This is a genomic window from Arthrobacter mangrovi (assembly GCF_026011795.1).
Taxonomy (GTDB): domain Bacteria; phylum Actinomycetota; class Actinomycetes; order Actinomycetales; family Micrococcaceae; genus Crystallibacter; species Crystallibacter mangrovi.
Genome location: NZ_BRVS01000002.1, coordinates 181,419 through 207,402 on the forward strand (window position 1 = coordinate 181,419; position 25,984 = coordinate 207,402).

At 68.5% G+C, this 25,984-nt stretch carries 20 protein-coding genes; 12 read left to right on the forward strand and 8 right to left on the reverse strand.

The features are described from left to right. Positions 1-37: 37 nt before the first annotated feature. Positions 38-424 carry a BlaI/MecI/CopY family transcriptional regulator gene (locus tag AHIS1636_RS03030; RefSeq protein WP_264794335.1) on the forward strand — a complete coding sequence of 129 codons (387 nt, stop codon included), beginning with the start codon at positions 38-40 and terminating at the stop codon, positions 422-424. Between the two features lie 26 nt (positions 425-450). Continuing rightward, complete coding sequence (locus AHIS1636_RS03035) at positions 451-1,410, forward strand: M56 family metallopeptidase (RefSeq protein WP_264794336.1); 960 nt, start codon at positions 451-453, stop codon at positions 1,408-1,410. A gap of 39 nt (positions 1,411-1,449) precedes the next feature. Here AHIS1636_RS03035 and AHIS1636_RS03040 read toward each other — a convergent pair whose 3' ends face one another. After that, the gene (locus AHIS1636_RS03040; RefSeq protein WP_264794337.1) at positions 1,450-3,561 is read right to left on the reverse strand and encodes a DNA gyrase/topoisomerase IV subunit B; all 2,112 of its coding nucleotides are present in this window, start codon (positions 3,559-3,561) and stop codon (positions 1,450-1,452) included. A 265-nt stretch (positions 3,562-3,826) separates the two neighbouring features. Here AHIS1636_RS03040 and AHIS1636_RS03045 point away from each other — a divergent pair, with 265 nt between their 5' ends. After that, positions 3,827-4,054, forward strand: coding sequence for a DUF7455 domain-containing protein (locus AHIS1636_RS03045; protein WP_264794338.1), 228 nt, complete (start codon positions 3,827-3,829; stop codon positions 4,052-4,054). A gap of 150 nt (positions 4,055-4,204) precedes the next feature. On the opposite strand, the gene AHIS1636_RS03050 is transcribed toward AHIS1636_RS03045, so the two are convergent. The 4 genes from AHIS1636_RS03050 to AHIS1636_RS03065 form a co-directional block, all read right to left on the reverse strand. Further along, positions 4,205-5,491, reverse strand: coding sequence for an RNA polymerase sigma factor (locus AHIS1636_RS03050; protein WP_264794339.1), 1,287 nt, complete (start codon positions 5,489-5,491; stop codon positions 4,205-4,207). 265 nt (positions 5,492-5,756) lie between these two features. Beyond that, complete coding sequence (locus AHIS1636_RS03055; protein WP_264794340.1) at positions 5,757-6,965, reverse strand: DUF4192 family protein; 1,209 nt, start codon at positions 6,963-6,965, stop codon at positions 5,757-5,759. A 101-nt stretch (positions 6,966-7,066) separates the two neighbouring features. After that, entirely contained in the window at positions 7,067-8,419 is a 1,353-nt protein-coding gene (locus AHIS1636_RS03060; RefSeq protein WP_264794341.1) for an MFS transporter, read from the reverse strand. A 33-nt stretch (positions 8,420-8,452) separates the two neighbouring features. Further along, positions 8,453-9,415, reverse strand: a complete 963-nt coding sequence (locus AHIS1636_RS03065; RefSeq protein WP_264794342.1) for a proteasome assembly chaperone family protein — start codon at positions 9,413-9,415, stop codon at positions 8,453-8,455. Between the two features lie 292 nt (positions 9,416-9,707). Here AHIS1636_RS03065 and AHIS1636_RS03070 point away from each other — a divergent pair, with 292 nt between their 5' ends. From AHIS1636_RS03070 to AHIS1636_RS03090, 5 genes are all read left to right on the forward strand, one after another. After that, positions 9,708-11,222, forward strand: a complete 1,515-nt coding sequence (locus AHIS1636_RS03070) for a leucyl aminopeptidase (protein ID WP_264794343.1) — start codon at positions 9,708-9,710, stop codon at positions 11,220-11,222. A 202-nt stretch (positions 11,223-11,424) separates the two neighbouring features. Then, the gene (gene lpdA / locus AHIS1636_RS03075; protein ID WP_264794344.1) at positions 11,425-12,807 is read left to right on the forward strand and encodes a dihydrolipoyl dehydrogenase; all 1,383 of its coding nucleotides are present in this window, start codon (positions 11,425-11,427) and stop codon (positions 12,805-12,807) included. A 125-nt stretch (positions 12,808-12,932) separates the two neighbouring features. Next, positions 12,933-14,675 (forward strand): 2-oxoglutarate dehydrogenase, E2 component, dihydrolipoamide succinyltransferase, encoded by a 1,743-nt coding sequence (gene sucB, locus AHIS1636_RS03080; protein ID WP_264794345.1) that lies wholly within the window; start codon positions 12,933-12,935, stop codon positions 14,673-14,675. 179 nt (positions 14,676-14,854) lie between these two features. Next, on the forward strand, positions 14,855-15,208 hold the full coding sequence (locus AHIS1636_RS03085; RefSeq protein ID WP_264794346.1) for a hypothetical protein: 354 nt from the start codon (positions 14,855-14,857) through the stop codon (positions 15,206-15,208). Between the two features lie 170 nt (positions 15,209-15,378). Continuing rightward, complete coding sequence (locus tag AHIS1636_RS03090) at positions 15,379-15,816, forward strand: OsmC family protein (protein ID WP_264794347.1); 438 nt, start codon at positions 15,379-15,381, stop codon at positions 15,814-15,816. A 96-nt stretch (positions 15,817-15,912) separates the two neighbouring features. Here the strand turns inward: AHIS1636_RS03090 and AHIS1636_RS03095 are convergent, their stop codons facing one another. Beyond that, positions 15,913-19,407 carry a S41 family peptidase gene (locus AHIS1636_RS03095; protein ID WP_264794348.1) on the reverse strand — a complete coding sequence of 1,165 codons (3,495 nt, stop codon included), beginning with the start codon at positions 19,405-19,407 and terminating at the stop codon, positions 15,913-15,915. Positions 19,408-19,452: 45 nt separating this feature from the next. Continuing rightward, a complete protein-coding gene (locus tag AHIS1636_RS03100) occupies positions 19,453-21,156 on the reverse strand; it encodes a serine/threonine-protein kinase (RefSeq protein ID WP_264794349.1) in 1,704 nt (567 codons plus the stop codon). Positions 21,157-21,275: 119 nt separating this feature from the next. Here AHIS1636_RS03100 and lipB point away from each other — a divergent pair, with 119 nt between their 5' ends. The 3 genes from lipB to AHIS1636_RS03115 are packed head-to-tail and all read left to right on the forward strand — an operon-like array spanning position 21,276 to position 23,768. Next, positions 21,276-21,974, forward strand: a complete 699-nt coding sequence (gene lipB / locus AHIS1636_RS03105) for a lipoyl(octanoyl) transferase LipB (RefSeq protein ID WP_264794350.1) — start codon at positions 21,276-21,278, stop codon at positions 21,972-21,974. After that, a complete protein-coding gene (lipA, locus tag AHIS1636_RS03110; protein WP_264794351.1) occupies positions 21,971-22,972 on the forward strand; it encodes a lipoyl synthase in 1,002 nt (333 codons plus the stop codon). Before lipB ends, lipA begins: the two co-directional genes overlap by 4 nt. Positions 22,973-23,009: 37 nt before the next feature. Beyond that, positions 23,010-23,768, forward strand: a complete 759-nt coding sequence (locus AHIS1636_RS03115) for a DUF4191 domain-containing protein (protein ID WP_264794352.1) — start codon at positions 23,010-23,012, stop codon at positions 23,766-23,768. Between the two features lie 83 nt (positions 23,769-23,851). On the opposite strand, the gene AHIS1636_RS03120 is transcribed toward AHIS1636_RS03115, so the two are convergent. After that, on the reverse strand, positions 23,852-24,289 hold the full coding sequence (locus tag AHIS1636_RS03120) for an RDD family protein (RefSeq protein WP_264794353.1): 438 nt from the start codon (positions 24,287-24,289) through the stop codon (positions 23,852-23,854). A gap of 242 nt (positions 24,290-24,531) precedes the next feature. On the opposite strand from AHIS1636_RS03120, the gene glnA reads away from it, so the two are divergent. Then, positions 24,532-25,956, forward strand: a complete 1,425-nt coding sequence (gene glnA / locus AHIS1636_RS03125; protein WP_264794354.1) for a type I glutamate--ammonia ligase — start codon at positions 24,532-24,534, stop codon at positions 25,954-25,956. Positions 25,957-25,984: the final 28 nt, after the last annotated feature.

Consider the following 25,984-nt stretch of genomic DNA (forward strand, 5'->3'; position numbering starts at 1 on the left):
GTGTGGAGTTGTTTTCGGGTGCGGATGAAGGATGTAAATGGCCACTCTTGGAGAGCTGGAACGGGCAGTCATGGATCTGCTGTGGGAGCAGAACGGACGTCCCGAGGGGGAGAACGCGCTGACCGCGAACGAATTGCGCGACAGCCTGGCCCGCAGGGGCGGCACAACCAAAGACGGCAAGGAGCTTGCCGTGACGACAGTGCTGACGGTGCTGTCCCGGCTGGAGAAGAAGAGCCTGGTCCAGCGTGAGCGCGACATCCGCCCGCACCGCTACCGCGCCGTGACCAGCCGTGAGGCACACACCGTGGAGCTCATGCACGAGGTCCTCGGCTCTGCCCGCGACCGCGAGGCCGTACTGGCGGCCTTCATCGGTTCGGTGTCGGCCCAGGAAGCCGAGGCCCTGCGGAAGATGCTGACGGCCTAAACCGCCGTGCGGATCGCATAACCGAGGTGTTCTGGGCCTCCTACCTGCTGGCCGCCCTGGCCGTGATTCTTGCATGGCCGGTTCCGGTCATGCTTTCGCGCGCCCGCTGGCCTGCGAGGGCGCCCAAGACGGCGCTGATCCTCTGGCAGGCGATCGCGCTCGCCGGAGGCCTCTCCATGATCGGCGCGATGCTGACCTGGGGGCTGGAACCGCTCGGCGATAACCTGCTGGCGGGCCTCCGCGGCCTGGCCGCACTGCTGGCCAGCTACCAGCCCGCACCCGGGCTGGACCTGATCCATGTCTTCGCCCTGAGCGCCGCCCTGCTGCTGGGCGTCCACCTCGTCTTCACGCTGCTGCTGACGTACTACCGGATCGCCAAGCAGCGCCACCGGCACCGCACGCTGCTGAACCTGCTGAGCTCCCCGGCCAAGGATTCCCCCAAGACGCTGGTCATCAACCATCCCGCCCCCGTCGCCTACTGCCTGCCCGGTGGCAGCGGATCCGTCACGGTGCTCTCGGAAGGCCTGATGGAACTGCTGACTCCGGCCGAACTTCAATCCGTGCTGCAGCACGAGCGCGCCCACCTGAACCAGCGCCACGACCTCCTGCTGTGGGCCTTCGCGGCGTGGCGCGCGGCGCTGCCCTGGCTGCCCACCTCGCAGCTGGCACAGCGTGCCGTCAACGAACTCATCGAGATGCTGGCCGATGACGCGGCGCTGGAAACCACGGACCGGCCGACCCTCATCCGCGCGGTCGCCCTGGTCGCCGGCGGCGAACGCCCGGCCGGCAGCGCAGCCGGTGCTCCGGCACGGGAACTGCTGAGCCCCGAAGAGGCCCAGGCGCTGACCTCGGCCAACCGGCTGCGCCGGCTGCTCACGCCGATGGCGCCGCTGGGCAGGGCGGCCCAGTCGCTCGTCCTTGCCGGCGCAGCCCTCCTGCTGGCGGTGCCGACCGTACTGCTGCTCGCCCCCGGGCTGGCCGGCTAAGGCACCGGCCTGGGCCCGTCCGGCAGGCCCGCGGACCGGTCAGGCGTCGATTTGTTCGCGGTCGAGCACGGCCGCGCCGGCGATGATGAACTCCTTGCGGGGAGCCACGTCGGAGCCCATTAGCAGGTCGAACGCCCGCTCGGCCGCCTCGGCGTCCTCGATGCCCACCCGCCGCAGGGTGCGGTGCCGGGGATCCATGGTAGTTTCCGCCAGCTGGTCGGCGTCCATCTCGCCCAGGCCCTTGTAGCGCTGGATGGGCTCCTTGTACTTGCGGCCGGACGCCTCGAGGCCACCCAGCAGCTGGTGCAGCTCCTGCTCCGAGTACGTATAGACGATTTCGTTGGACTTCGCCCCGGGATTGACGATCTCCACCCGGTGCAGCGGCGGCACGGCCGCGTACACCCGCCCGGCTTCCACCAGGGGCCGCATGTAGCGGAAGAACAGTGTCAGGAGCAGCGTCCGGATGTGCGCCCCGTCGACGTCCGCGTCGGTCATCAGGATGACCTTGCCGTAACGTGCCGCGTCCAGCTGGAAGCTTCGGCCGGATCCGGCGCCGACCACCTGGATCAACGCAGCGCACTCGGCATTCGAGAGCATGTCGCCGATCGAGGCCTTCTGCACGTTCAGGATCTTTCCGCGGATGGGCAGCAGCGCCTGGTAGTCAGATGAACGGGCGAGCCGGGCCGTGCCCAAGGCGCTGTCGCCCTCGACAATGAATAGTTCGGAGCGGTCTACCTCGGTCGTGCGGCAGTCCAGCAGCTTGGCCGGCATCGTGGAGGTCTCCAGCGCATTCTTGCGCCGCTGGGTTTCCTTGTGCATACGGGCCGAGACACGGGACTTCATCTCGCTGACCACCTTCTCCAGCAGGAGGGCGGACTGTGCCTTGTCGGCCCGCGCGGTGGAGTTCAGCTTCGCGGTGATCTCCTTCTCCACCACCCGCGAGACGATCGAGCGAACGGCCGACGTGCCCAGGACCTCCTTGGTCTGGCCCTCGAACTGCGGCTCGGCCAGCCTGACGGTGAGTACGGCGGTCAGGCCCGCGAAGACGTCGTCCTTCTCGATCTTGTCGTTGCCGGCCTTCAGCTTGCGTGCGTTGGCCTCGACGACCTTTCGGAAGGTCTTGAGAAGGGCCTGCTCAAACCCGGCCTGGTGCGTACCGCCCTTCGGCGTCGCGATGATATTGACGAAGCTGCGCACCGCCGTGTCGTAACCAACGCCCCAGCGCAGGGCCACGTCCACCTCGCACTTGCGCTCGACTTCGGCGATCTTGCTGTGGCCGCGCTCGTCGAGCACCGGCACCGTTTCCTTGAACGAGCCGGCGCCGTGGATCCGCCAGACGTCGGTAACCGCGCTGTCGTTGGCGAGGTACTCCACGAACTCGGCGATGCCGCCGTCGTGCTGGAAAACCTCCTCCACCGGACCGTTCTCCCCCGGCGTACCGGGCTGCCGTCGCTCGTCCCGCAGCGTCACCCGCAGGCCGGGCACCAGGAACGAGGTCTGGCGTACCCGGGACTGCAGCTCCTCGTAGGAGAACTTGGCATCCGGGGTGAAGATCTGGTGGTCAGCCCAGTACCGGATGCGCGTACCTGTCACGCCCCGCTTGGCCTTGCCCACGATGTCCAGCGAAGAGCTCTCCAGGAAAGGCTCGAACTTCGCGTCCGGGCTCGGCGTCCGCCCGGTATCGATGAAGTGGCCCGGCTCGCCTCGCCGGAACGACATCTGGTAGGTCTTCCCACCGCGGTCGACCTGGACGTCCAGCCGCGAGGAAAGGGCGTTGACCACGCTGGCGCCCACGCCGTGCAGGCCGCCCGAGGCGGTGTAGGAACCGCCGCCGAACTTGCCGCCGGCATGGAGCTTGGTGAAAACCACCTCGACGCCGGTCAGGCCGGTCCGCGGCTCCACGTCCACCGGGACGCCGCGGCCGTCGTCATGGACCTCCACCGAACCGTCGCCGTGCAGGATCACCGTGATGTTCTGTCCGAACCCGGCCAGCGCCTCATCGACGGAGTTGTCGATGATCTCCCAGAGGCAGTGCATCAGCCCGCGGGAGTCCGTGGAACCGATGTACATGCCCGGACGCTTGCGGACCGCCTCCAGTCCCTCCAGGACGGACAGGTGCCGCGCGGTGTAGTCGGTGCTCGGTGGGGTCACTTAACCAATACTCCTTGGCAATGCAGGTGGAACAGGAACAGACGCGCTGCCCCGCGGTCTCGGCGCCCGCCGTCGGGCACCCCCCTCTAGGCTAGTCCCCCTCGGGGCCCGGACCCGTTCAACGCACCGCGGACGCGTGGCGGCGAAGGTCACAGCGGGCCCCGGTGACGCAGCGGATACGCGGTCAGCGAAAGTTGCAGGCTTGGACGAAGAAAACGGGCCGCCTGATGGTTGTATGTAGGTACGCACTTGTAAGGAGGTCACCATGACGACAGCAGTAGCTACCCGAGAACTGACCGCAATGGACCGCTGTGACCGCTGCGGCGCCCAGGCCTACGTCCGTGTTGTGTTGGAATCCTCCGGTGGGGAATTGCTTTTCTGCGGACACCACGCCCGTCAGCATGAACCGCAGCTTCGCCCCATTGCGGCCGAGTGGCAGGATGAGACCGGCCGGCTGAGCACCAACGCCGAAATGGCGGCGGAAACGCAGTAGTACTGTGCAGGCGGCCCGGGTCAGCCCCGGTCGCCCACGGGAACAACGGGCCAATAACGACGGGCCAATAACGACGGGCCAATAACGACGGCGCCGGCCTCCTTCTTTCGCGAAGGAGGCCGGCGCCGTCGTTTGCGTGCCTGTCCGGTCCTAGTCCAGGTAGTCCCGGAGGACCTGCGACCGCGACGGGTGGCGCAGCTTGGACATGGTCTTGGATTCGATTTGGCGGATCCGCTCGCGGGTCACGCCATAGACCTTGCCGATTTCGTCTAAAGTCTTCGGCTGGCCGTCGGTCAGGCCGAAGCGCATGGCGACCACGCCGGCTTCGCGCTCGGACAGGGTGTCCAGCACCGAATGCAGCTGCTCCTGCAGCAGCGTGAAGCTCACGGCGTCGGCTGGCACAACAGCCTCGGAGTCCTCGATCAGGTCGCCGAATTCCGAGTCGCCGTCCTCGCCCAGCGGAGTGTGCAGCGAAATCGGCTCGCGGCCGTACTTCTGGACCTCAATGACCTTTTCGGGGGTCATGTCGAGTTCCACAGCAAGTTCTTCGGGCGCCGGTTCGCGGCCCAGGTCCTGCAGCATCTGGCGCTGGACGCGGGCCAGCTTGTTGATGACCTCGACCATGTGCACGGGAATGCGGATGGTACGGGCCTGGTCCGCCATGGCGCGGGTGATCGCCTGCCGGATCCACCAGGTGGCGTAGGTGGAGAATTTGAAGCCCTTGGTGTAGTCGAACTTCTCGACGGCGCGGATCAGGCCCAGGTTGCCCTCCTGGATCAGGTCCAGGAACAGCATGCCGCGGCCGGTGTAGCGCTTGGCCAGCGAGACCACCAGGCGGAGGTTGGCCTCCAGCAGGTGGTTCTTGGCGCGCTTGCCGTCATGCACGATCTGCTCCAGGTCGCGCCGCAGGCGCGTGTCCATGGAGCCGTCGTCCTTGGCGAGCTTCTCCTCGGCGAACAGGCCGGCCTCGATCCGCAGGGCCAGGTCGACTTCCTGCTCGGCGTTCAGCAGGGCGACCTTGCCGATTTGCTTCAGGTAGTCCTTGACCGGGTCCGCCGTTGCTCCGGCGCTGACAACCTGCTGGGCGGGCGCATCGTCATCGTCGGCATCCGAATAGACGAAGCCCGAGCCGCCGGCGGGCTTGGCAGCCGGGGTTTCGTCCTCTTCGACGAGCTCGGCCTCGTCCGTCAGGTCGGGTTCCACCTCGACGTCCTCGTCCTCGACCTCGGAGTCCACCTGGTCTTCATCGGCTTTGGTGGTCTTCTTGGCGCCGGAGGCCTTCTTGGTGGTGGCGGTGCCGGGCTTGCGGCCGCGGCGCTTCGGTGCGGCCGGACCGTCTGCGGCCGTCTTCGCCTTGGCGCCCCTGGCAACCGACGGCGTCGTGGAGGGTGCAGTTGCCTCTTCTGGCGCTGCAGCAGTCTTCTTGTCAGGTGACACAGAGAACCTTTCATATCCGGTCTGCAGTGCTACCTGCGGGTAACACCACTATGACCCTGTCAAGTCCGTGGTGATTTCCAAACGCAGGCCACGGTGCAGGGTCTCCCTTCGGAAACACTCACCATCTCAGCCCTATTCCCCGTTACGGCGAATACATTTGAAACACGGACCCGACCGGGTCTTGGCTCCCATTGTCTCACGACTTGGCGGGTGAAGTGAACGCTCGTCCGACGCTCCGGCCGCGGCAGGACCCGGCGTACGGCGGTCAGGCCGCAGCCGACGGACTCTCTCCCGCCGCCGCGGGCGGCCTGCGCAGCCACGCCGGCAGGGTGCCCAGCCCGAAAAAGCTTTCCAGCAGGCCTGCCAGCCGGTAGTCGGGCGATTCCGCGAGCACGGTCTGCAGGTGCGCGTGGGCCAGCGAGCTGCGGCCCTGGGCCCATTCCAGCCAGGCGAGCATCGTTCCGGCGGCCGGCTTCGCCGCTCCTTCCGCCAACCGGTGCAGCAGGCCCAGCAGTTCCGAGGTCCGGGTCATCCGTTCGCGTTCGACCGGCGGTTTGTAGCTGCCGAGGAGGATGTCGGTGAAGAGGTCGGCGCCGGGTTCCGGACCGCTGCTGCCGGGAAGATACCCGTCGAAGGGAAGCACCCCCATCAGCTCCGGGGGAACGGGCCGCAGAGGATCCACCCGCCCGTGGGCGACCGCACCGTAATAGGCGGCCGCCGGATCGAGGCAGGCCAGAACCAGGACGGCGTCCCGCACGTGGTCCGACTCGAGGCTGGCGAGGAGCACGGACAGCACTAGCGGTTCGGCGGTACCGCTGCTGATCGCCTCGTCCCAGCTCCCCAGCACCCGCATGAAAACACCGCCGGCCTCCCACTCGCCGGCAAAGCCGGCTGCCAGGTCGCGCGCGCGGGCACGGATGGCCGGCGCGGCATCCGGAAGGGCGCCCGAGCGGGCCAGGACGGCCGCCTCCCCTGCGGTCGCGGAGACACTGCTGCCGAGCAGCATCATCTCGAGGTTCACATGGCTCTCCTTGATCCGTGCCGCGGGATGCCCCTGCGGCGGGCAGCATGGCGACGTCCGGCACTGGACGCAGCGGAACGAGTCCGGCCCTACCGCCCAGGCCCCCCGCACCGGCGTCCCCGCAACGCCCAGGAGGTCCTCTAGGAACACTGCGAGCGGCCAATACGCGAAGGCTTCCGTGCCCGCCCCGCCGGTGGCATCCGTGTAGACCACAACCAGCGAACCGTCCGCTTCGGTGTCCGCGCCGAGATAGGACACGGCGGTTTCCGCGAACGCGGCGAGCCGGGCGTCGTCCCCGGCCTCCGGCAGATCCAGCCGAAGCGTGGCGCCGAGGCTTGAACCTCGCATCGACAGCAGCACCAGGCTCTCGCGCGGGTGGAAGGTGAGCTGGTGGGGCACATACCCGAGCACGTCTTCGGCACGGGAGGCCTTGATGTTGATTCTGTTTTTCATGCGGACCACTCTGGCCGCGGGGCGGCGCGGCCGACAGCACCGCCGGAGCCATTGTGGAAGCGCGGCGTCCTCCATGCGGCTGTGGAGGAACGGTCCGCGGGCTACTTGCCGGCGCCGCGTCCACCGACCCGGTTCCGCCGGCGCAGCCGGCCCAGTTCGCGTTCGCGGGCCAAAGCCGTCCTCAGCGGCAGCACCACCGTGCCTTCCTCGGCCAGCCGGTCGCGGACCCGGCGGCGCACGGTGAGCATCGCCAGGCTACCGCCGGCCAGGAACAGGAACTGCAGACTCAGGGCGATGCGAAAGGAGTCGAGGGCGTAGAGATTGGACCCGGAGAATCCGCTCGCGTACAGCGCATCCAGGGTCAGGCCGATGCCGAACATCACGAGCAGCGCTGAGACAAAGCCCCCGACGTTGACGATGCCGGTCGCGGTGCCGGCCCGGCGGATCGGATTGAAGGTGCGTGCGAAGTCGAACGCGATCATGGATCCGGGCCCGCCGACGGCCAGCACCAGGATCAACGCCACGAGCAGCCACAACGGGGCCGGCCCCGGGTACGCCAGCACCACCAGCCAGGCCAGGGCGGTTGCCCCGACGATCAGCAGCACCATCGTCGAACGGCGCAGCGGATGCCGCGCCACCATGCGTCCGATCATCGGGCCGGAGACGAGGGCCACGACCACGAACAGGGACATCAACGCCGAGGCCACGGCAGGAGGCTGCCCCTGGGCGGAAACCAGGAACGGATAGCCCCAGGTCAGGACGAAGACGTTCCCTGCGAACTGGACAGTGAAGTGCGACCACAGGCCCAGCCGCGTGCCCGGCTCTTTCCAGGCCTCCACCAGCGAAAGCCGGGTCTGCCGCAGTGTCGGCGGCAGATCCCGCTCGGCGCCCTCCGGGAAGTCGCGGATCACGGTGACGGCGAGCACGCAGGCCAGCACCGCCAGTGCGGCCACGGAGAGGAACGAGGTGGTCCAGCCCTGCAGGTTGAGCAGGGCGATGAACGGAATCGTGCTGATGAGCTGGCCCAGTTGGCCGAACTGACCGGTCAGCTGCGTCAGCAGCGGAATACGCTTGCCGGTGAACCAGGCCGGCAGCAGCCGGAGCACCGAGACGAACGTCATCGCGTCGCCGGCCCCGACCAGCAGACGCCCCAGCAGGCCCTCGGGAACCGAGGAGGCGAACGCCAGCTGCACCTGTCCGGCACACATCAGGGCCGCCCCGCCGGTGATCATGAAGCGCGAACCGAACTTGTCCACCATCAGTCCGACGGGGATCTGGAGCCCGGCGTAGACCAGCAGCTGGACTACGGTGAATGCCGAAAGGGCGGCGGCCGTCGCGTCGAAGCGCTCGGTGGCGTGGAGCCCGGCTACGCCGAAGGATGTCCGCTGGGTGATCGCCGCCAGGTAGGCGAAGACACCGATCCCCCACACCCACCATGCGCGCCGCGTATCCACATCAGCATTATCGTCACGCGGCGGCCCGGAACTCTAATCGGCCGCGCCGCGGCCGTCCGGCGTATTGCCTGGTCCTGGCGCCTCCGGATCGGCCGGCAGTGCCGCGAGGAAGGCCTCGACCTCGGAGCCGAGTTCGTCGGCGTCCGGCAGCTCGTCGTTGTCCTTGGTCAGCAGGGAGCGCCTGACCTCCCGTCCGGCGTACTCGTCGTAGCGCTTCTCCAGCTTCGTCACGACCTGCTGCACCTCCGCCGAGTCGCTGACCTGCTTCGCGATCTGGGCCCCGACGTCCAGGCCGGCGGCCCGCAGCCGGTCGGTCGGCAGCACCAGGGATGACGCCGCACCGAGGTACTCCATCGCGGCCACGGCGGCCTGCGGGTATTCGGCCTCGGCCAGATAGTGGGGCACGTGCACGGAATAGCCTGCCACCCTAAGGCCGGCTTCGATCAGGCGGATCTCGAGCAGCGCTCCGATGCTGGCCTGCACCTGCGCCGTCGGTTTCCACGCGGTGATGCCATCGATCAGCTCCGCCTGGTTGCCGTGCACGGTGACGCCGATCGGCCGCGTATGCGGGACGGGCATGGGCAGGGCCTGGACCCAGGTCACCAGCCCGACCTCCAGCTGCCGCACCAGCAGGATGACGGCACGGCAGAACCGCTCCCACTGCAGGTCAGGTTCGGCGCCCGTCAGGAACAGGAAAGGCTTGCCCATCCCGTCGAGCAGCCTGTACAGCTCTATCCTGGGCCGCTCGTAGTCGGTGAAATGGTCGCCGACAAAGGAGACGACCGGCCGCTGGCCCCGGTAGTCGATCAACTGGTCGGTGTCGAAGGAGGCAATGAGCACGCTCTCCAGCTGCTCAAGCAGCTCGCTGCCCAACTGCGCGACCACATGTCCCGCCTCGGCGGAGCCGGTGAAGCCCATGACCAGGTCGAGCCCCCGCAGTTCGTCGGCTTCGATTTGCTCCGCGTTCACCGAGAACAACGACTGTGCGTCCAGCAACTTTTCCTCCGTTCGTCTGCGCGGGTCCACGCCGCCTGCAGCCTGCCCGCCCCTCCGCTCGGGAACGGGGCAGCCAAGTACCCTTTGTACCAGCGCAGCATCGCCGCAAATAATTCCGCATGCCTGTGCCGTGCCCTGCTGCGAAGCGGCTACGATCTGATTTGTAGCCGGTGGCCCGCGCACGGGGCGGATCCCCGGCGCATCCGGCGCAGCGGCAACGACGACGGCGACCGCCCCGTCCCGGTGCCGCGGCCATTGGATCTTCCGAGACGAACAGTGAGGACAGCCCTTAGTGATCAAGACCACCGAGCTCAAGATCAATGCCGCGAAGGATCCCCGCAAGGTCCGCTGCGACGCCCTGGTAGTCGCGGTCGGCCAGGGCCCCGACGGCCCCAAGCTGGTGGACGGCTCGCTCGGAGGGAAGGCCTTGCAGGCGCTATCGCGCTCGCTGGGCGTCCTCGGCATAACCGGCGCCGCGGACGAAGTACGGCGGCTGCCGGGGACCGACGAGTTCCACGCCGAAGTCATCGTCTTGGTCGGCATCGGCCGGCTCTCCGGCGCGGAACCGGCAGAGGAGAACCTGCGCCGGGCCGCCGGTTCCGCAGTCCGCCAGCTGCGCGGAACGGGCCACGTTGCCCTCGCCCTGCCCGCGGCGTCCGTCCGGGCTGCGGCCGCCGTCGCCGAAGGCGCCGCCCTCGGGGCTTACGCCTACACCGAGCACCGCTCCGCCAAAGATGCCGGAGACGTCGTCGCCGCCGTCACCGTGGTGACGCCGGCTGCCGGGGAGAAGTCCCTGCCGGCAGCGCTCGAGCGCGCCGCCATTCTCGGCCGGGCCGTCAACGCCACCCGGACCCTGGTGAACCGGCCGCCGAGCCACCTCTACCCCGAAACGTTCGCCGCGACCGCCCGGGACTTGTCGAAGAACCTGCCGGTCAAGCTGACGGTCCTCGACGAAGAGCAGCTGGCCAAGGACGGCTACGGCGGCCTGGTCGGGGTCGGCAAGGGCTCGTCCAGGCCGCCGCGGCTGGTCAAAGTCGAGTACGCACCGGCGCGGGCCAAGGTGAAGCTGGCCCTCGTCGGCAAGGGCATCACCTTCGACTCGGGCGGACTCTCGCTCAAGCCGGCCACCGGCATGACGACGATGAAGTGCGATATGGCCGGCGCCGCCGTCGTCCTTAACGCCCTCCTGGCCATGGCCGAACTGGGCCTGCCGCTCAAGGTGACCGCCTGGCTGTGCCTGGCGGAGAACATGCCCTCCGGCCACGCCCAGCGGCCCTCGGACGTCATGACCATCTTCGGCGGCAAGACGGTCGAGGTGCTCAACACCGACGCCGAGGGGCGCCTTGTCATGGCGGACGGCCTGGCCGCGGCAAGTGCCGAGGAACCTGATGCCCTGATCGACGTCGCCACGCTCACCGGTGCCCAGATGGTGGCGCTGGGCAGCCGGGTGTCCGCGGTGATGGGCGACGACGGAGTGCGCGACGCGGTCAAGGCGGCGGCCGACCGGGCGGGCGAACTGTTCTGGCCCATGCCGCTGCCCGAGGAACTACGTCCGAGCCTGGATTCGCAGGTGGCGGACCTGGCGAACATGGGCGAGAAATTCGGCGGCATGCTCACGGCGGCCATCTTCCTGCGCGAGTTCGTCGGCGAAAGCAACGGACGGAAGATCCCGTGGGCGCACCTGGACATCGCCGGGCCCGCCTTCAACGAGGGGGCACCCTACGGCTACACGCCCAAGGAGGGCACCGGCGTCGCCGTCCGCACGCTCGTGGCCTACGCGGAGGACGTCGTCGCCCGGGCCGGCTGAGCACCCGCCAGCACAAGCTCGTTCCGGCTGTCACAGCACGGGGTGAATCCCGGCACAATCAGGCCCCGCCGGACCTTCATCAAGTAGATGATGGAATATGGGTGGGGCTAAGGTGAGAGTCAAAACATCGAAGATCACTTCACCCATTTCAAACAGCAGGCGTGCAACGGCACGTCCAGAAAAATATCGAGGGAGCGTTCACGTGGCCGATTCGGCAACTGCGCAAGAGTTCGACATCCTGATCCTCGGCGGCGGTAGCGGCGGATATGCCGCGGCGCTGCGTGCCGTGCAGCTGGGATTCTCTGTAGGACTGATCGAAAAGGGCAAGCTGGGCGGTACCTGCCTGCACTGGGGCTGTATCCCCACCAAGGCCATGCTGCACTCGGCCGAACTGGCCGACCACGCCCGCACGTCCTCCAAGTACGGCGTCAACGTCACGCTGGATTCGATCGACATGAGCGCGGTCAAGGCCTACAAGGACGGCATCGTCGCCGGCAAGTTCAAGGGCCTGAGCGGACTCATCAAGATGCGCGGCATCACGGTCATCGAGGGTGAAGGCAAGCTGACCGGCAAGGACACCATCGAGGTCAACGGCACGACCTACACCGGCAAGAACATCATCCTGGCAACGGGCTCGTACTCGAAGACCCTGCCCGGCCTGGAAATCGGCGGCAGGATCATCACCTCGGAGCAGGCCCTGGACCTGACCGAGCTGCCGGAGAAGGCCGTCATCCTCGGCGGCGGCGTGATCGGCGTCGAGTTCGCCTCCGTCTGGAAGTCCTTCGGCGTGGACGTGACCATCGTCGAGGGCCTGCCTTCGCTGGTCCCGAACGAGGACCCGGCCATCATCAAGAACCTCGAGCGCGCGTTCAAGAAGCGCGGCATCAAGTTCAACACCGGTGTGTTCTTCGAAAAGGCCGAGCAGAACGAGAACGGCGTCACCGTCACGCTGGCGGACGGCAAGACGTTCGACGCGGACCTGCTCCTGGTCGCCGTCGGCCGCGGCGCCGCGACCGCCGGCCTCGGCTTCGAGGACAACGGCATCACCGTTGACCGCGGCTTCGTCATCACCGACGAACGCTGCCACACCGGCGTCGGCAACATCTACGCCGTCGGCGACATCGTTCCGGGCGTGCAGCTGGCACACCGCGGATTCCAGCAGGGCATCTTCGTCGCCGAGGAAATCGCGGGCAACAACCCGGCGGTCGTCGAGGACATCAAGATCCCGAAGGTGACCTTCTGCGAGCCGGAAATCGCCTCGGTCGGACTCAACCAGCCGCAGGCCGAGGAAAAGTACGGCAAGGAGAACGTCGAGACCGCCGAGTACAACCTGGCCGGCAACGGCAAGAGCTCCATCCTCGGCACCAGCGGCATCATCAAGATGGTCCGCGAGAAGGACGGCCCGATCGTCGGCATGCACATGATCGGCGGCCGCATCGGCGAGCAGATCGGCGAGGCGCAGCTGATCGTCAGCTGGGAGGCCTACCCGGAGGACGTCGCGGCCCTGATCCACGCCCACCCGACGCAGAACGAATCGCTGGGCGAAGCGGCCATGGCCCTGGCCGGCCGCCCGCTGCACGGCTAAGAACACGCCTTTGCTTGGTCCACCCGACCCCACCGGCCGGGTGGACTAAGCTCGATCACAGGACTTCCCGGCCCCTTTGCGCGGCCTGGGCCTTAGACACAGAGAATTAGGAGAACGGGGACGACATGTCTGAAACCGTTAACTTGCCCGCACTCGGTGAAAGCGTCACCGAAGGCACCGTGACCCGCTGGCTGAAGCAGGTCGGCGACCGGGTCGAAGTAGACGAACCCCTGCTCGAAGTTTCCACCGACAAGGTCGACACCGAAATCCCCTCCCCGGTCGCCGGTGTGATCGAGGAGATCCTGGTCGCCGAAGACGAGACGGCCGACGTCGGAGCTGCGCTGGTGCGCATCGGCGACGGTTCGGGCAGCGGCGCGGCCGAGGCCGCCCCCGAGGCGCCCGCCCAGGAAGAAGCCCCGCAGGAGGCTCAGTCGGAGCAGCCGGCCCAGGAGGAAGAAGCAGCGGCGCCGGCTCCCGAGTCGAAGCCCGCCGCCGGTTCCGGCGAAGGCACCGAGGTCAAGCTGCCCGCACTGGGCGAGAGCGTCACCGAGGGCACCGTCACCCGCTGGCTGAAGCAGGTCGGCGACTCGGTCGAGGTCGACGAACCGCTGCTCGAAGTGTCCACCGACAAGGTCGACACCGAGATTCCCTCCCCGGTGGCCGGTACCCTGCAGGAGATCCGCGTCGGCGAAGACGAGACGGCCGAGGTCGGTTCCGTGCTCGCCATCATCGGCTCCGGTGCCGCAGCGCCGGCCGAAGCCGCCCCGGCCAAGGCCGAACCGACGGCCGCAGCCCCGTCCGGCGACCGCCCGGCACCCGTCGAGGAGCCGGCTGCCCCGGCCCCGACCAAGGAAGAGGCACCGAAGCAGGAGGCTCCCGCATCGGCAGCCCCGGCCCGGACTGCTCCCGCAGCCGAAGCGGCCCCGGCCGCCGAGGCCGGCTACGTGACCCCCCTGGTGCGCAAGCTCGCCAACCAGCACAGCGTGGACTTGTCCACGGTGACCGGCACGGGCGTGGGCGGCCGTATCCGCAAGCAGGACGTGCTCTCCGCCGCCGAAGCCGCCAAGGCCCCCTCGGCCCCGGCCGCTGGCGCCCCCGCAGCTGCAGCCGCTCCGGCCGCCTCGGCTGCTCCGGCCGCTTCCGCCAAGCGCGGCACGGTGGAGAAGGCTTCCCGCATCCGCCAGGTCATCGCCCGCCGCATGCGCGAGTCGCTGGACACTTCCACCCAGCTGACCCAGGTCGCCGAGGTCGACGTCACCAGGATCGCCAAGCTGCGCGCCGCTGCCAAGGGCACCTTCCAGCAGCAGAACGGGGTGAAGCTGACCTTCCTGCCCTTCTTCGCCAAGGCCGTGGCCGAGGCGCTGAAGCAGCACCCGAAGCTCAACGCGTCCTACGACGAAGAGAAGCAGGAGATCACCTACCACAACGCCGAGCACCTGGCCATCGCCGTCGACACGGACAAGGGCCTGCTCGTTCCGGTTATCAGCGATGCCGGCAGCCTCAACCTGGCCGGCCTGGCCGGCAAGATCGCTGATGTCGCCGACCGCACCCGGACCAACAAGATCGCTCCGGACGAGCTCTCCGGCGGCACATTCAGCATCACCAACATCGGCAGTTTCGGAGCCCTCTTCGACACCCCGATCATCAACCAGCCGCAGGTCGCCATCCTGGGCGTCGGATCGATCGTCAAGCGCCCCGTGGTCATCACGGACGCCGACGGCGACGACACGATCGCCATCCGTTCGATGGTCTACCTGTCGCTGACCTACGACCACCGCCTGGTCGACGGCGCCGACGCAGGACGCTTCCTGCAGGCCCTCAAGGCGCGCCTCGAGGCCGGCGCCTTCGAGGCCGACCTCGGACTCTAACCCCGAGGGCGCAAGCCGCTAACGACGTCGGGTGCACTCCTTTTGCGAGGGTGCACCCGACGTCGTTCCATGTACAGGTTCCGTGCCACTCCCGGCGGTACTACGCGTTGTAGAAAAGTTATCCGCTCCACCCGGGCCGGCGTCCGGGCGGGCCGATGCGAGTCGATAGGATCGAGGGTATGGAATTCCTTCGGTATCTCTTGCTCTTCGTCCACGTCCTCGGTGCCGCGGCCATCGTCGGCGTCTGGTTCGCCACCTTCCGCAAGCCCGGAGTCAGCCCGTGGCAGTTCCACGGCGCGTGGGTCCAGCTGCTGACCGGCCTCCTGCTCGTCGGCGTGATCGAGATGGGTGACCTGGCCGAGGTCAACAACATCAAGGTCGGCGTCAAACTGGTGATCGCCCTGGTCGTCTTCGTGGCCGCCCTGATCGGGTACCGCAAGCAGAAGAAGGGCGAGCCGGTCAGCACCGGACTCGCGCACGCGGTCGGCGGCATGGCCCTGGTCAACATCGCCGTGGCGACGCTCTGGCAGTAGCCTGCCGGCCCCCGAACGGCCGGCTTCCCTCCCGGGGAAGCCGGCCGTCTTCATGTTCGGGCCCCGGTGGCCTTGCCCCAGCCGCACCCCTAGGATGAGGAAGAAGGCGCCGCCGCGGCGATGCCTGAAGGAAGAAGCACATCAGGACGATTCCCACGCAAGGAGTGCACATGGCTACAACACGTTCGGCCCACACCGTCTGGAAGGGCGACCTCTTCTCCGGCTCCGGCCAGACTTCCCTCGACACCTCGGGCCTGGGCACCTACGACGTGACCTGGAAGGCCCGCGCCGAGGACGCCAAGGACAAGACCAGCCCGGAAGAGCTGATCGCCGCGGCCCACTCGGCCTGCTTCTCCATGGCCTTCAGCAATATCCTCAAGGAGGCCGGCCACTCGCCGGAGAGCATCGAGACCTCCGCCGAGGTGGATTTCGACACCTCCAACGGGCCGCAGATCAGCGAGATCCGCCTGATCGTCAAGGCGTCCGTCCCCGGCATCAGCGACGCCGACTTCCAGAAGAGCGCCCAGGCCGCGAAGGAAGGCTGCCCCGTCTCCAAGGCCCTGGCTTCGGTCCCGAGCATCACGCTTGATGCAACGCTGAATTCCTGACGGTACCTCCGCCAGACGGAGGAAGGGCCCGGCGCATCATGGATGGCGCCGGGCCCTCTCGTGCCGCCGCGCGCCTACGGCGCGGCGGCTACATGCTCAGCTCCCCTGCGGACGGGGAGGCAGCGGCGCGGTCCGCAGGGACGGGTAGCCGGCCAGCGCCGGGGGCCGGTCGGTCGGCAGTTCCTGGAGCATCTCCTTGAGGATGCCGACGCCGTGTTCCAGCTGCGGGTCCTCGCCGGCGGCATAGGCATGCGGCGGGAAGGGGACCTCGATGTCGGGGTCGACCCCGTAGTTCTCCACGGTCCAGCCGACGCCCTGGGTGAACCAGAAGGCGTACCGGGGCTGCGTGACTCCTGTGCCATCCACCAGCGAGAAACGCCCGTCGATGCCGACGACGCCTCCCCAGGTCCGGGTGCCAACGACCGGCCCGATTCCGCGGAGCTTGGCCACCTGCGTGATGATGTCGCCGTCCGAGCCGGCGTACTCGTCGGTCAGCATGACGACCGGTCCGCGCGGCGCATGGGCCGGATAGGTGCCGGGCTGTTCCCCGCGCGCAAGGTTCCACGCCGTGACCTTGCGCCCGATCAGCTCGGCCACCAGCTGCGACGTATGGCCGCCGCGGTTGCTGCGGACGTCGATGATCAGCGCGTCCCGGGCCGTCTCCACGTCCAGGTCCCGGTGCAGCTGCGACCACCCGCGGGCGACCATATCCGGAATGTGCAGGTACCCGAAGCGGCCCTCGGAGGCCTCCTGGACGATCCGGCGGTTGCCGGCGACCCAGTTCTGGTACCGCAGCCTTTCCTCGTCACTGATCGGAACGACGGCGATGCGGCGCTGCCGGCCCGATTCGGCGCTGTCGGGACCGTTGACGATGGTCAGCTCGACGGTCTTGCCTGCAGCCCCGGACAGCAGCGGGGCCGGACCCTTGCTGCGGTCCACCGGGACGCCGTCCACGGCTGCGATGACATCCCCCGGCTTCACGCCCGCACCGGGGGCCGCCAGCGGGGACCGGGCCAGCGGATCGGAGGACTCCCCTGCCAGGACGCGCTGCACCGTCCAGCCGGCCGGAGTGACGGCCAGGTCGGCCCCGAGCAGGCCCTGCTTTCCGGCGCCCGGCTCGGCGGCCGGCGCCGGCGTGACGTAGGCGTGCGAGGTGCCAAGTTCGCCGTGCAGCTCCCACAGCAGGTCCACCAGGTCGTCGTGGGATCCGAGCCTGTCGACGAGCGGCCGGTACCGGCTGTAGACCTGCTCCCAGTCCAGGCCGGCCATGTCCTTGGCCCAGAAGAAGTCGCGCTGCAGCCGCCAGGCCTCGTCGAAGGCCTGCCCCCAGACCTTCAGCGGTTCCAGCTGCACGCGGATCCGGCCCAGGTCCACCTGGACGTTCTCCGGCGAGTCTTCCTCCACCTTGGCGGCCGTCGGAACGCTCCGGACCTTCCTCTTGTTCACATAGACCAGGCGCTTGCGGTCACCGGAAACCAGGTAGGAATCCAGCGCCGGCACCAACACGGTCACCTCGCGCCGGGAGATGTCGAAGCGTTCGAGCCGGTGCGGTTCGGCCGGCTCTTCTGCGGAGGCGCGGCCCTCACCGGTCACTCCGGCCAGGTCGCTGGCGAGCCAGAGCAGCGCACCGTCCACGGCGCTCAGGTCGCTGTACCGGCCCTGGGCCACGGGGATCGGAATGATCCGGCCTGCCAGCTGGACGGGGTCGACGGCGGTGCGGGCAGGCTGCGCCGCAGACCCGCCGTCCGCGTCGTTGCGGGGCTCCGCCTCGGGCACCGTGCCGTGGACTGCCGGACCGAAGGGCGACGGCGTGGCCGAGTCCAAGGCCACAAGGAACGGCTTGGTCGACTGCGGGAAGCTCAGGTCGAAGCTGTGCGTGTCGTAGACCGGGTCGAAGCTGCGCTCCGAGAGGAAGGCGGCAAACTTCCCGTCCGGCGTGAACGCGGGCGAGTGGTCCCGGAACCGCCCGTCCGTGATGTCGTGGACGGCGTCGCCGCCGCGCGCCGCGCCAATCCGCAGCTTCGTGCGGGCCCCCTCCGCGGTGACCGGCTCGCTCCAGAGGACCCAGTTCGAATCCGGGGAAAAAGCGACGTCGTTGATCGCACCGTGCCCCGTGGAGGCGAGCTCCCGCAGCTCCTTGGACTCGGCTTCCAGCAGCAGCAACTGGCCGTACTCGGTGGCGACGGCAGCAAGCTTGCCGTCCGGGCTGGTGCACAGCTGGCTGACGCGCGTTGGCTCCGGGAAATCGATGCGGGTTCCGGACGGCGCAACCGGCGTGTCGCCTCCGCCGCGGGCAGGAACGGGACCGGCCTCATCATCGGCCAGCCAGGACCGGCCGGACTGTGTTTCAGCGGACCCGGCCGCAACGGCAGGCGCCGGAGCCACGGCGACTGCGGCCCTGCCCAGCACCGCCGAGGCCGAAACCGGCTGGGGCAGAGGTTCGGCCTCACCGGACGCGGGGGCTTCCCCGCCGATCTGCGGCTCGGCGTCCAGGAGCGGCAGGTCCTCGAAGACGCGGCGCACGTAGAGTGCCTCCGCGCCCCCGTGGTCCGCGACGTAGATGACGGCGTCGTCCCCGAGCGGGCGGGCCAGGCGGGCACGCACCCCGGGAGCCGCCTTGACGACCCGCGACGGCCCGTCGCGGTGGGTCAGCCAGTGCACGGTGCCATGCGTTTCCACCACGGAGGCAGTGCCGTCCCGGTTGGGAACGGCCGCGGCGAGGTGTCGTTCGACGTTGAGCGGACGGCGGCGGCGGGCCGTGGAAGCGGATCCGAGCGTCAGTTCGAGCTTGCGGGGTTCCGCGTCCAGGTCATCGGCCAGCCACAGCTCGCCTGCAGATTCGAACACCACACGCTGTCCATCGGTGGACGCGTGCCGGACATAGAAATCCTCGTGATCCGTATGGCGGCGCAGCCCGCTGCCGTCGGGCAGCACCGAGTACAGGTTGCCGTATCCCTCATGGTCGCTGAGGAAGGCAATCCGGCCGCCGATCCACATCGGATCCGTGAGATTGCCGTTGAGCTGGGGAACCAGGCGGGCGAACTGCCCCGAGCCGTCCCGGTCGATCCAGAGCTTGCCCGCGGTCCCGCCGCGGTACCGCTTCCACCAGGCCGGTTCCCGCGACAGGACGCTGCCGACCACGACAGGCCGCTCATCGCCGACCGACGGGCCGAAGGCAATCGTGTCGAGCGGCCCGAAGTTCAGCAGCCGGGGAACGGCGCCGTCGAGCGGCACGGCGTGGGCCCAGGTGTGGCGCGACTCTTCGCGCTGGAAGGCGCTGGTCACGATCGCCTCGCCGGCCGAGGTAAAGCCCTTCACCCGGGTCGTCGCGTGGCCCCAGTATGTCAGCTGGCGGAAGTCGCCGCCGTCGGCGGATGCCGCGACTGCTTCCGGGGCGCTCCCCTGCACCACGCTCCAGGCGATCTGCGAGCCGTCCGGGGAGAACCGGGGGTTCCTCGCCGGCAGCTGCAAAGACGAAACCCTCCAGGCCCGTCCCCCGTCGACCGGCGCGACCCAGACATCATCTTCGGCGATGAACGTGACCAGGCCGGCATGCAGGTGCGGGTAACGGAAGTAGCTCGAGGAAGTCATGCATCGATCTTAGCCACGCCGCACCGTCACCCCGCGGAGCCGCGGTCACCGCGGCGGATCATGAAGTGGCGGATCATGAAGGGAGGAGATGAGCCACCGGCCCCGCTCGCGTACGAGGGCGAGCACGATGCGCTGCACCTTCGGCTCGCCGGCACCGGCAACGACGCCGCCTACGGCGTCGCGTTGTTCGAAACCCGAGGTGGTCACCGTCGCAGCCACCCGGGCGGCCCCGGAAGCACGGCTCACCACGGCGGCATGCGACACGTCCACGGACAGACCGCTGAAGCGATGGTCCCGTTCCTCCAGCGCAGCGATGACCTCGCGGTCGGCGGCCATGGCCGGCGACCCTTCGGCATTCACCTGGTCGAGCAGGCGTGCATCCCTGGCCACCAGTGCTTCCGTGCGGAGCCAGGTCAGGCCCTGGACCGCCGCTGCCGGGTCATCACCCGCTACGGCGGCGGCAAGCTTGCCGGGCATCGCCCGTGCCGGCGCACCGGGGCCCTGTGAAGCCGGAGCCGCCGGGGAAACCTCCGGCCCGGCCTGCCTCAGTGCCGGCCCCCTTTGCTCCGCCCCGGCGATAGCGGCACCGACGAGAACGGCTGCGGTGATTCCTGCCGCCAGCAGCCCGGCTGCGAACACGGTGCCGCGCTTTTTCCCACCGGCCGCGCTCCCGGCCCTTCCAGCCGCCGCTTCGTGCCGCGCCCTATGCTCCCCGCGGGGCCGCTCCGGCGCACCGGGCGGGCGGTTGCGCCTCCAGCGGGGACGCACACGCGGCTTCCCGTTGATCCGGCGAATTTGCCGCAACAGCAGGGGCAGCGCCGGCCGGCCATCCTTGCACGAGGCGGCCCGCCGGGTCAGCAGCTTGGGCGCCACCGAGGGATGCACGGCCGCGGCCAGATCCACAGGCTCGGGCCGCGCCGCCCTGAAGGCACGGCGGGCGAACTCTTCGGCCCCGGGCCGTTCGGCGGGCGCCTCCGACAATCCTGCTTCAAGCAGTTCGACAAGCTGCACCGGCACGTCCGGCACCATGACCCGCAGCGGCGGCCGCTTGGCCGTGCGCGCCGGGACCCGTCCGGTCAGCATGTACCAGCCAAGCGCGGCAAGCGCATACACATCCGCGTCCGGTTCGAGTCCGTGGTCGGGACGGGAGGGCCCGGCTGTCTCCGGCGCGAAGAACCCCGGTGTGCCGCCCGGGAGGGAGCGCACCGAGCCGACGCGGCGGGCGACCCCGAAGTCACCGAGCAGCGGCTTGCCATGCTCGGTGAACAGCACGTTCCCCGGCGCCACGTCCCCGTGGGTCAGCCCCTGTCCGTGCAGGAATGCCAAGGCCTGGGCGATCGGCGTCAGCACAGTAATAGTCTCGGCGATGCTGAGGGGCCCCCGCGCGGCTACCAGGGCAGCGAGCGACCCGCCCGCAGCGTACTCGAGCAGTAGCCCGGGCCCGGTGTCCGTCGGAATCATCCGCAGGGCCGGCACCAGATGGTCATGGGCCGCTGCCCCCAACAGCCGCCGCTCCCGGTCCGCCTCCGCGGCGGCAGCATCGGCAGGCTCCGCACCGTCATCGTTCTGCGGCCGGAAGACCTTCAGTGCGTACTCCCTGCCGCCTTCTTGCTCAGCCACCAGCCAGACGTGGGCGGCTGCTCCGCTGCCGAGCCAGCGGACCACGCGAAAGCCCCGCGCATCAGGCCGCGGCGGCTCCTCGGCGCCTGCCGCCGGGCCGCCGGAATCGGGTAACAGTGGCTGTGTCATGTGTCCAGATCTACTACAGGCGGCCGGCGGCCGCTCGGGTTATCCACAGGCTGCCGCAGCCTCCCGGCCGCCGACACACAACTACGTCTTGGAGGGGGCTGCGGCGTAGGCTGGACGGCATGAGCCTAGAGTTTTCCCGAATCGGGTTTGCCCCCGACTACGTCGATTACCAGGACGGCTGGGACCTCCAGCGCCGCATCCACGATGCCGTCCTCGCCGGCGAGGCACCCAGCACCGTCCTGCTGCTCGAGCACAACTCTGTATATACGGCAGGCAAACGCACCGAAGAGCATGAGCGTCCGCTGGACGGCACCCCCGTTGTCAACGTTGACCGGGGCGGCAAGCTGACCTGGCACGGACCCGGCCAGCTCGTCGGCTACCCCATCGTCGCGCTGCCCGAACCCACCAAGGTCGCGGACTACGTCCATGTCCTGGAACAGGCCCTGATCAACGTCCTGGCCGACTTCGGCATCAACGGCACACGCATCGAGGGCCGGTCCGGAGTCTGGATCGAGGGTGAAGGCGGCCGCCAGGACCGGAAGATCGCGGCGATCGGCATCCGGGTCAAGCACCGCGTGACCATGCACGGCTTCGCACTGAACTGCAGCAACGACCTGGCACCCTACGAGCAGATCATCGCCTGCGGGATCAGCGACGCCGGCACCACGACCATCAGCGCCGAAACGGGGCGCACCGTGACACCGGCGGACGTCGCCGACCGGGTCGAAGAAGAACTGCGCCGGTTCGAAACCGCGCTCGTCAAGACCGGTGACACCACCGGAGCCGGTTCCGCCCGGCAGGAAGGAGCATTGCTGTGAGTGCTGCCCCCGAAGGCCGCCGGCTGCTGCGCATCGAAGCCCGGAACGCCGCGACCCCGGTCGAGCGCAAGCCGGAGTGGATCAAGGCCAAGGTCAACATCGGCCCCGAATACGTCCAGCTCAAGAACCTGGTCAAGGACGAAGGCCTCCACACGGTCTGCGAAGAGGCCGGCTGCCCGAACATCTTCGAATGCTGGGAGGACCGGGAAGCCACCTTCCTGATCGGCGGGTCCGAGTGCACCCGGCGCTGCGACTTCTGCCAGATCGACACCGGCAAGCCCTCGCCGGTCGACATCATGGAACCGACCAAGGTCGCCCGCTCGGTCGCCAGCATGAACCTGCGCTACGCCACCGTCACGGGTGTCGCACGCGACGACCTCGAGGACGAAGGCGTCTGGCTCTATGCCGAGACGGTCCGCAAGATCCACGAGCTGAACCCGGGCACCGGCGTCGAACTCCTGATTCCGGATTTCTCCGGCAAGCCGGACCACATCGCCGCCATCTGCGAATCGGCGCCGGAAGTCTTCGCGCACAACGTGGAAACCGTGCCGCGCATCTTCAAGAGCATCCGGCCGGCCTTCCGCTACGAACGCTCGCTCGACGTGATCACCCAGGGCCAGCGGCACGGCATGGTCACCAAGTCCAACCTCATCCTCGGCATGGGCGAAACGCGGGAAGAGGTCTCGGAGGCACTGCGCGACCTGCACGAAGCCGGCTGCGACCTGATCACGATCACGCAATACCTGCGCCCGACGGAGCGGCACCATCCGGTGGACCGCTGGGTCAAGCCGGAGGAATTCGTCGAGCTGCGCGATGAGGCCGAGGAAATCGGCTTCCTCGGCGTCATGAGCGGACCGCTCGTCAGGTCCTCCTACCGGGCGGGCCGGCTGTGGGCGACGGCGATGCGCAAGAAGGGCCGGGAGCTGCCGCCCGAGCTGGCGCACATTGGCGATTCCGGCTCAACGCGGCAGGAAGCGACCAGCCTTGTCGCGCACTGATTTCCACCGTCCCCGGCCACTGTAGAATTGCCTCATTATGTCCAATAGCACCGGTTCCGACGCCACCCCCAAGCGCGCCCTGTTCTCGCGCAAGCCCAAGCCCGACAAGCCAGCCAAGGCCAAGAAGGGCCCGGGCCGCCTGAAGCAGATCGGCCAGGTCTTCCAGATGACCCGGCGCAACGACCCCAACGTCGTGTGGATCATGCTGCTGGCCTTCCTGGGCATCGTCGCCGTCGGCCTGCTGATTGGCCTGCTGATCAACAACTGGGTGACGCTGCTCATCATTGCGATCCCGCTGGGCCTGCTCGCCGCCATGTTCATCCTGTCCCGGCGCGCCGAACGTGCCGCCTTCGCGCAGATCGAAGGCCAGCCGGGCGCGTCCGGAGCCGCCCTCAGCGTGCTGCGCCGCGGGTGGATCCTGCAGGAGCAGCCCGTCGCGGTCAACCCGCGCACCCAGGACGCCGTGTTCCGCGCCGTCGGCCGTCCGGGCATTGTCCTGGTGACCGAGGGCCCGTCGCACCGCGTCAAGCAGCTGGTGGACAGCGAGCGGCGCCGGCTCGCCCGCATCCTGCCCAACGTCAAGATCCACGTGATCGAGACGGGCCGGGGCGAGGGCCAGGTGGAGCTGTCCAAGGTGGCCAAGCGCGTCCAGAAGCTCAAGAAGGAGCTGACGAAGCAGGAGGTGTCGGCCGTCGACAAGCGCCTCAGCGCCCTCGGCAACAACAAGCTCCCGATCCCGAAGGGCGTCGACCCCTTCAAGGCCCGCCCGGACCGGCGCGCCATGCGCGGACGCTGACCCTGACGACGGGGAAGGCCACCTGGGAAATCCAGGTGGCCTTCGCCGTCGTTAGGGGACTTTTCGGGAACTCCAGCCGCCGGCTACATCCGGACCAGGAGGGTGGACATCGCCCGGTCGTGCAGGCCGCGCTGGTCCTGGTCGAAGATCACCGCGGGAATCACCAGGCACAGCAATACGGTGCGGACGACGGCGGCCAGGAGGCCGGGTGCCGATCCGTCCGGTTTCCGCACCGCGATTCCCACGATCCGATGTCCGATGCTGTAGCCCAGCGTGCCGACCAGCAGCAGCTGTTCCACCGCGAAGATCGCCAGGATGCCCAGCTCCGCCCCGCCGAACAGCCACCCGGCGATCAGGTAGCTCAGGCCCCAGTCGATCATCAGCGCGATGATCCGGCGGCCCGGCCGGGCGATCGAGCCCGGTCCGCTCCGGGGCAGGCCGAGGCGCTGGCCCGGCCAGTTCTGCTCATTGGATTGGGGCGGCCCTTCGAGCCAGGAGCCAAGGTCTCTTCTGCTTACCACCCCTTAAGGGTACCGACACCTGGCGGCGGGCACGCCCGCCCGCGGTCGCCGCCAGGGACGGCGTAATGCGGTCGGCGCAGCGGCCGGCGGCGCGCTAGTCTTGACGGGTCGGCCCTGACAAGTAACCTGCCGGAAACATTTGCGACACCAACGGGAAATTCCGTGGTCCTACATTGGTCACTGTTGCCGGCGCCCGTGTCGCAGCCGGCGGATACCCCATGAATGCGTAAGGAGCATGCCCGATGTTCAACAATGCGGACGAAGTCCTCAAGTACATCGCGGACGAAGATGTAAAGTTCATCGACATCCGTTTCACCGATCTGCCCGGCGTCCAGCAGCACTTCAACGTGCCGGCCAAGACGGTTGACGCGGACTTCTTTGTCAACGGACAGCTGTTCGACGGCTCCTCCATCCGCGGGTTCCAGGGCATTGCGGAATCCGACATGCAGCTCATCCCGGACGTCACCACGGCGTTCATCGACCCGTTCCGCGTCGAGAAGACCCTGGCGCTGAACTTCTCCATCGTGAACCCCCGCACCGGCGATCCCTACCACCGCGACCCCCGCGGCGTCGCCGAGCGTGCCGAAGCCTACCTGGCCTCCACCGGCATCGCCGACACCGCGTTCTTCGCTCCCGAAGCAGAGTTCTTCATCTTCGACGACGTCCGCTTCCAGTCCAGCCCGGAGCACTCCTTCTACGCGGTGGACTCCATCGAGGCGCACTGGAACTCGGGCCGCAAGGAAGAGGGCGGCAACCAGGGCTACAAGACTTCGGTCAAGGGCGGCTACTTCCCGGTCGCACCGACCGACAAGCAGGCTGACCTCCGCGACGCCATCTGCGTGGAGCTGGACGCCGTCGGCCTCGAGGTCGAGCGCTCCCACCACGAGGTCGGCGCACCCGGCCAGGCCGAGATCAACTACAAGTTCGACACCATGGTCCACGCCGCGGACGACCTGCTGAAGTTCAAGTACATCGTCAAGAACGTGGCCGACGCCTGGGGCAAGTCCGCGACCTTCATGCCGAAGCCGGTCTTCGGCGACAACGGCTCGGGCATGCACTGCCACCAGTCGCTGTGGATGAACGGCGAGCCGCTGTTCTACGACGAGAAGGGCTACGCCGGCCTGTCCGACACCGCCCGCTGGTACATCGGCGGCCTGCTCAAGCACGCCTCCGCTGTGCTCGCCTTCACCAACCCGACGGTCAACTCCTACCGACGCCTGGTCAAGGGCTTCGAGGCTCCGGTCAACATGGTCTACTCGCAGGGCAACCGCTCGGCCGGCATCCGCATCCCGATCACCGGTTCCAACCCGAAGGCCAAGCGCATCGAGTTCCGCGCCCCGGATGCCTCCTCGAACCCGTACCTGGCGTTTGCCGCCCAGCTGATGGCGGGCCTCGACGGCATCAAGAACCGCATCGAGCCGGCCGATCCGATCGACAAGGACCTGTACGAGCTGCCCGCCGAGGAAGCCAAGGACATCCAGAAGGCTCCGGGCTCCCTCGAGGAGGCCCTGGACGCGCTGGAGGCCGACAACGAGTTCCTGCAGGCCGGCGGCGTCTTCACCCAGGACCTGATCGACACCTGGATCGCCTACAAGCGCGAGTACGAGATTGCCCCGCTGCTGCTGCGTCCGAACCCCTACGAGTTCGAGCTCTACTACGGCTGCTGATCAACGGCCGCGGCGCGAATAGGCGCCG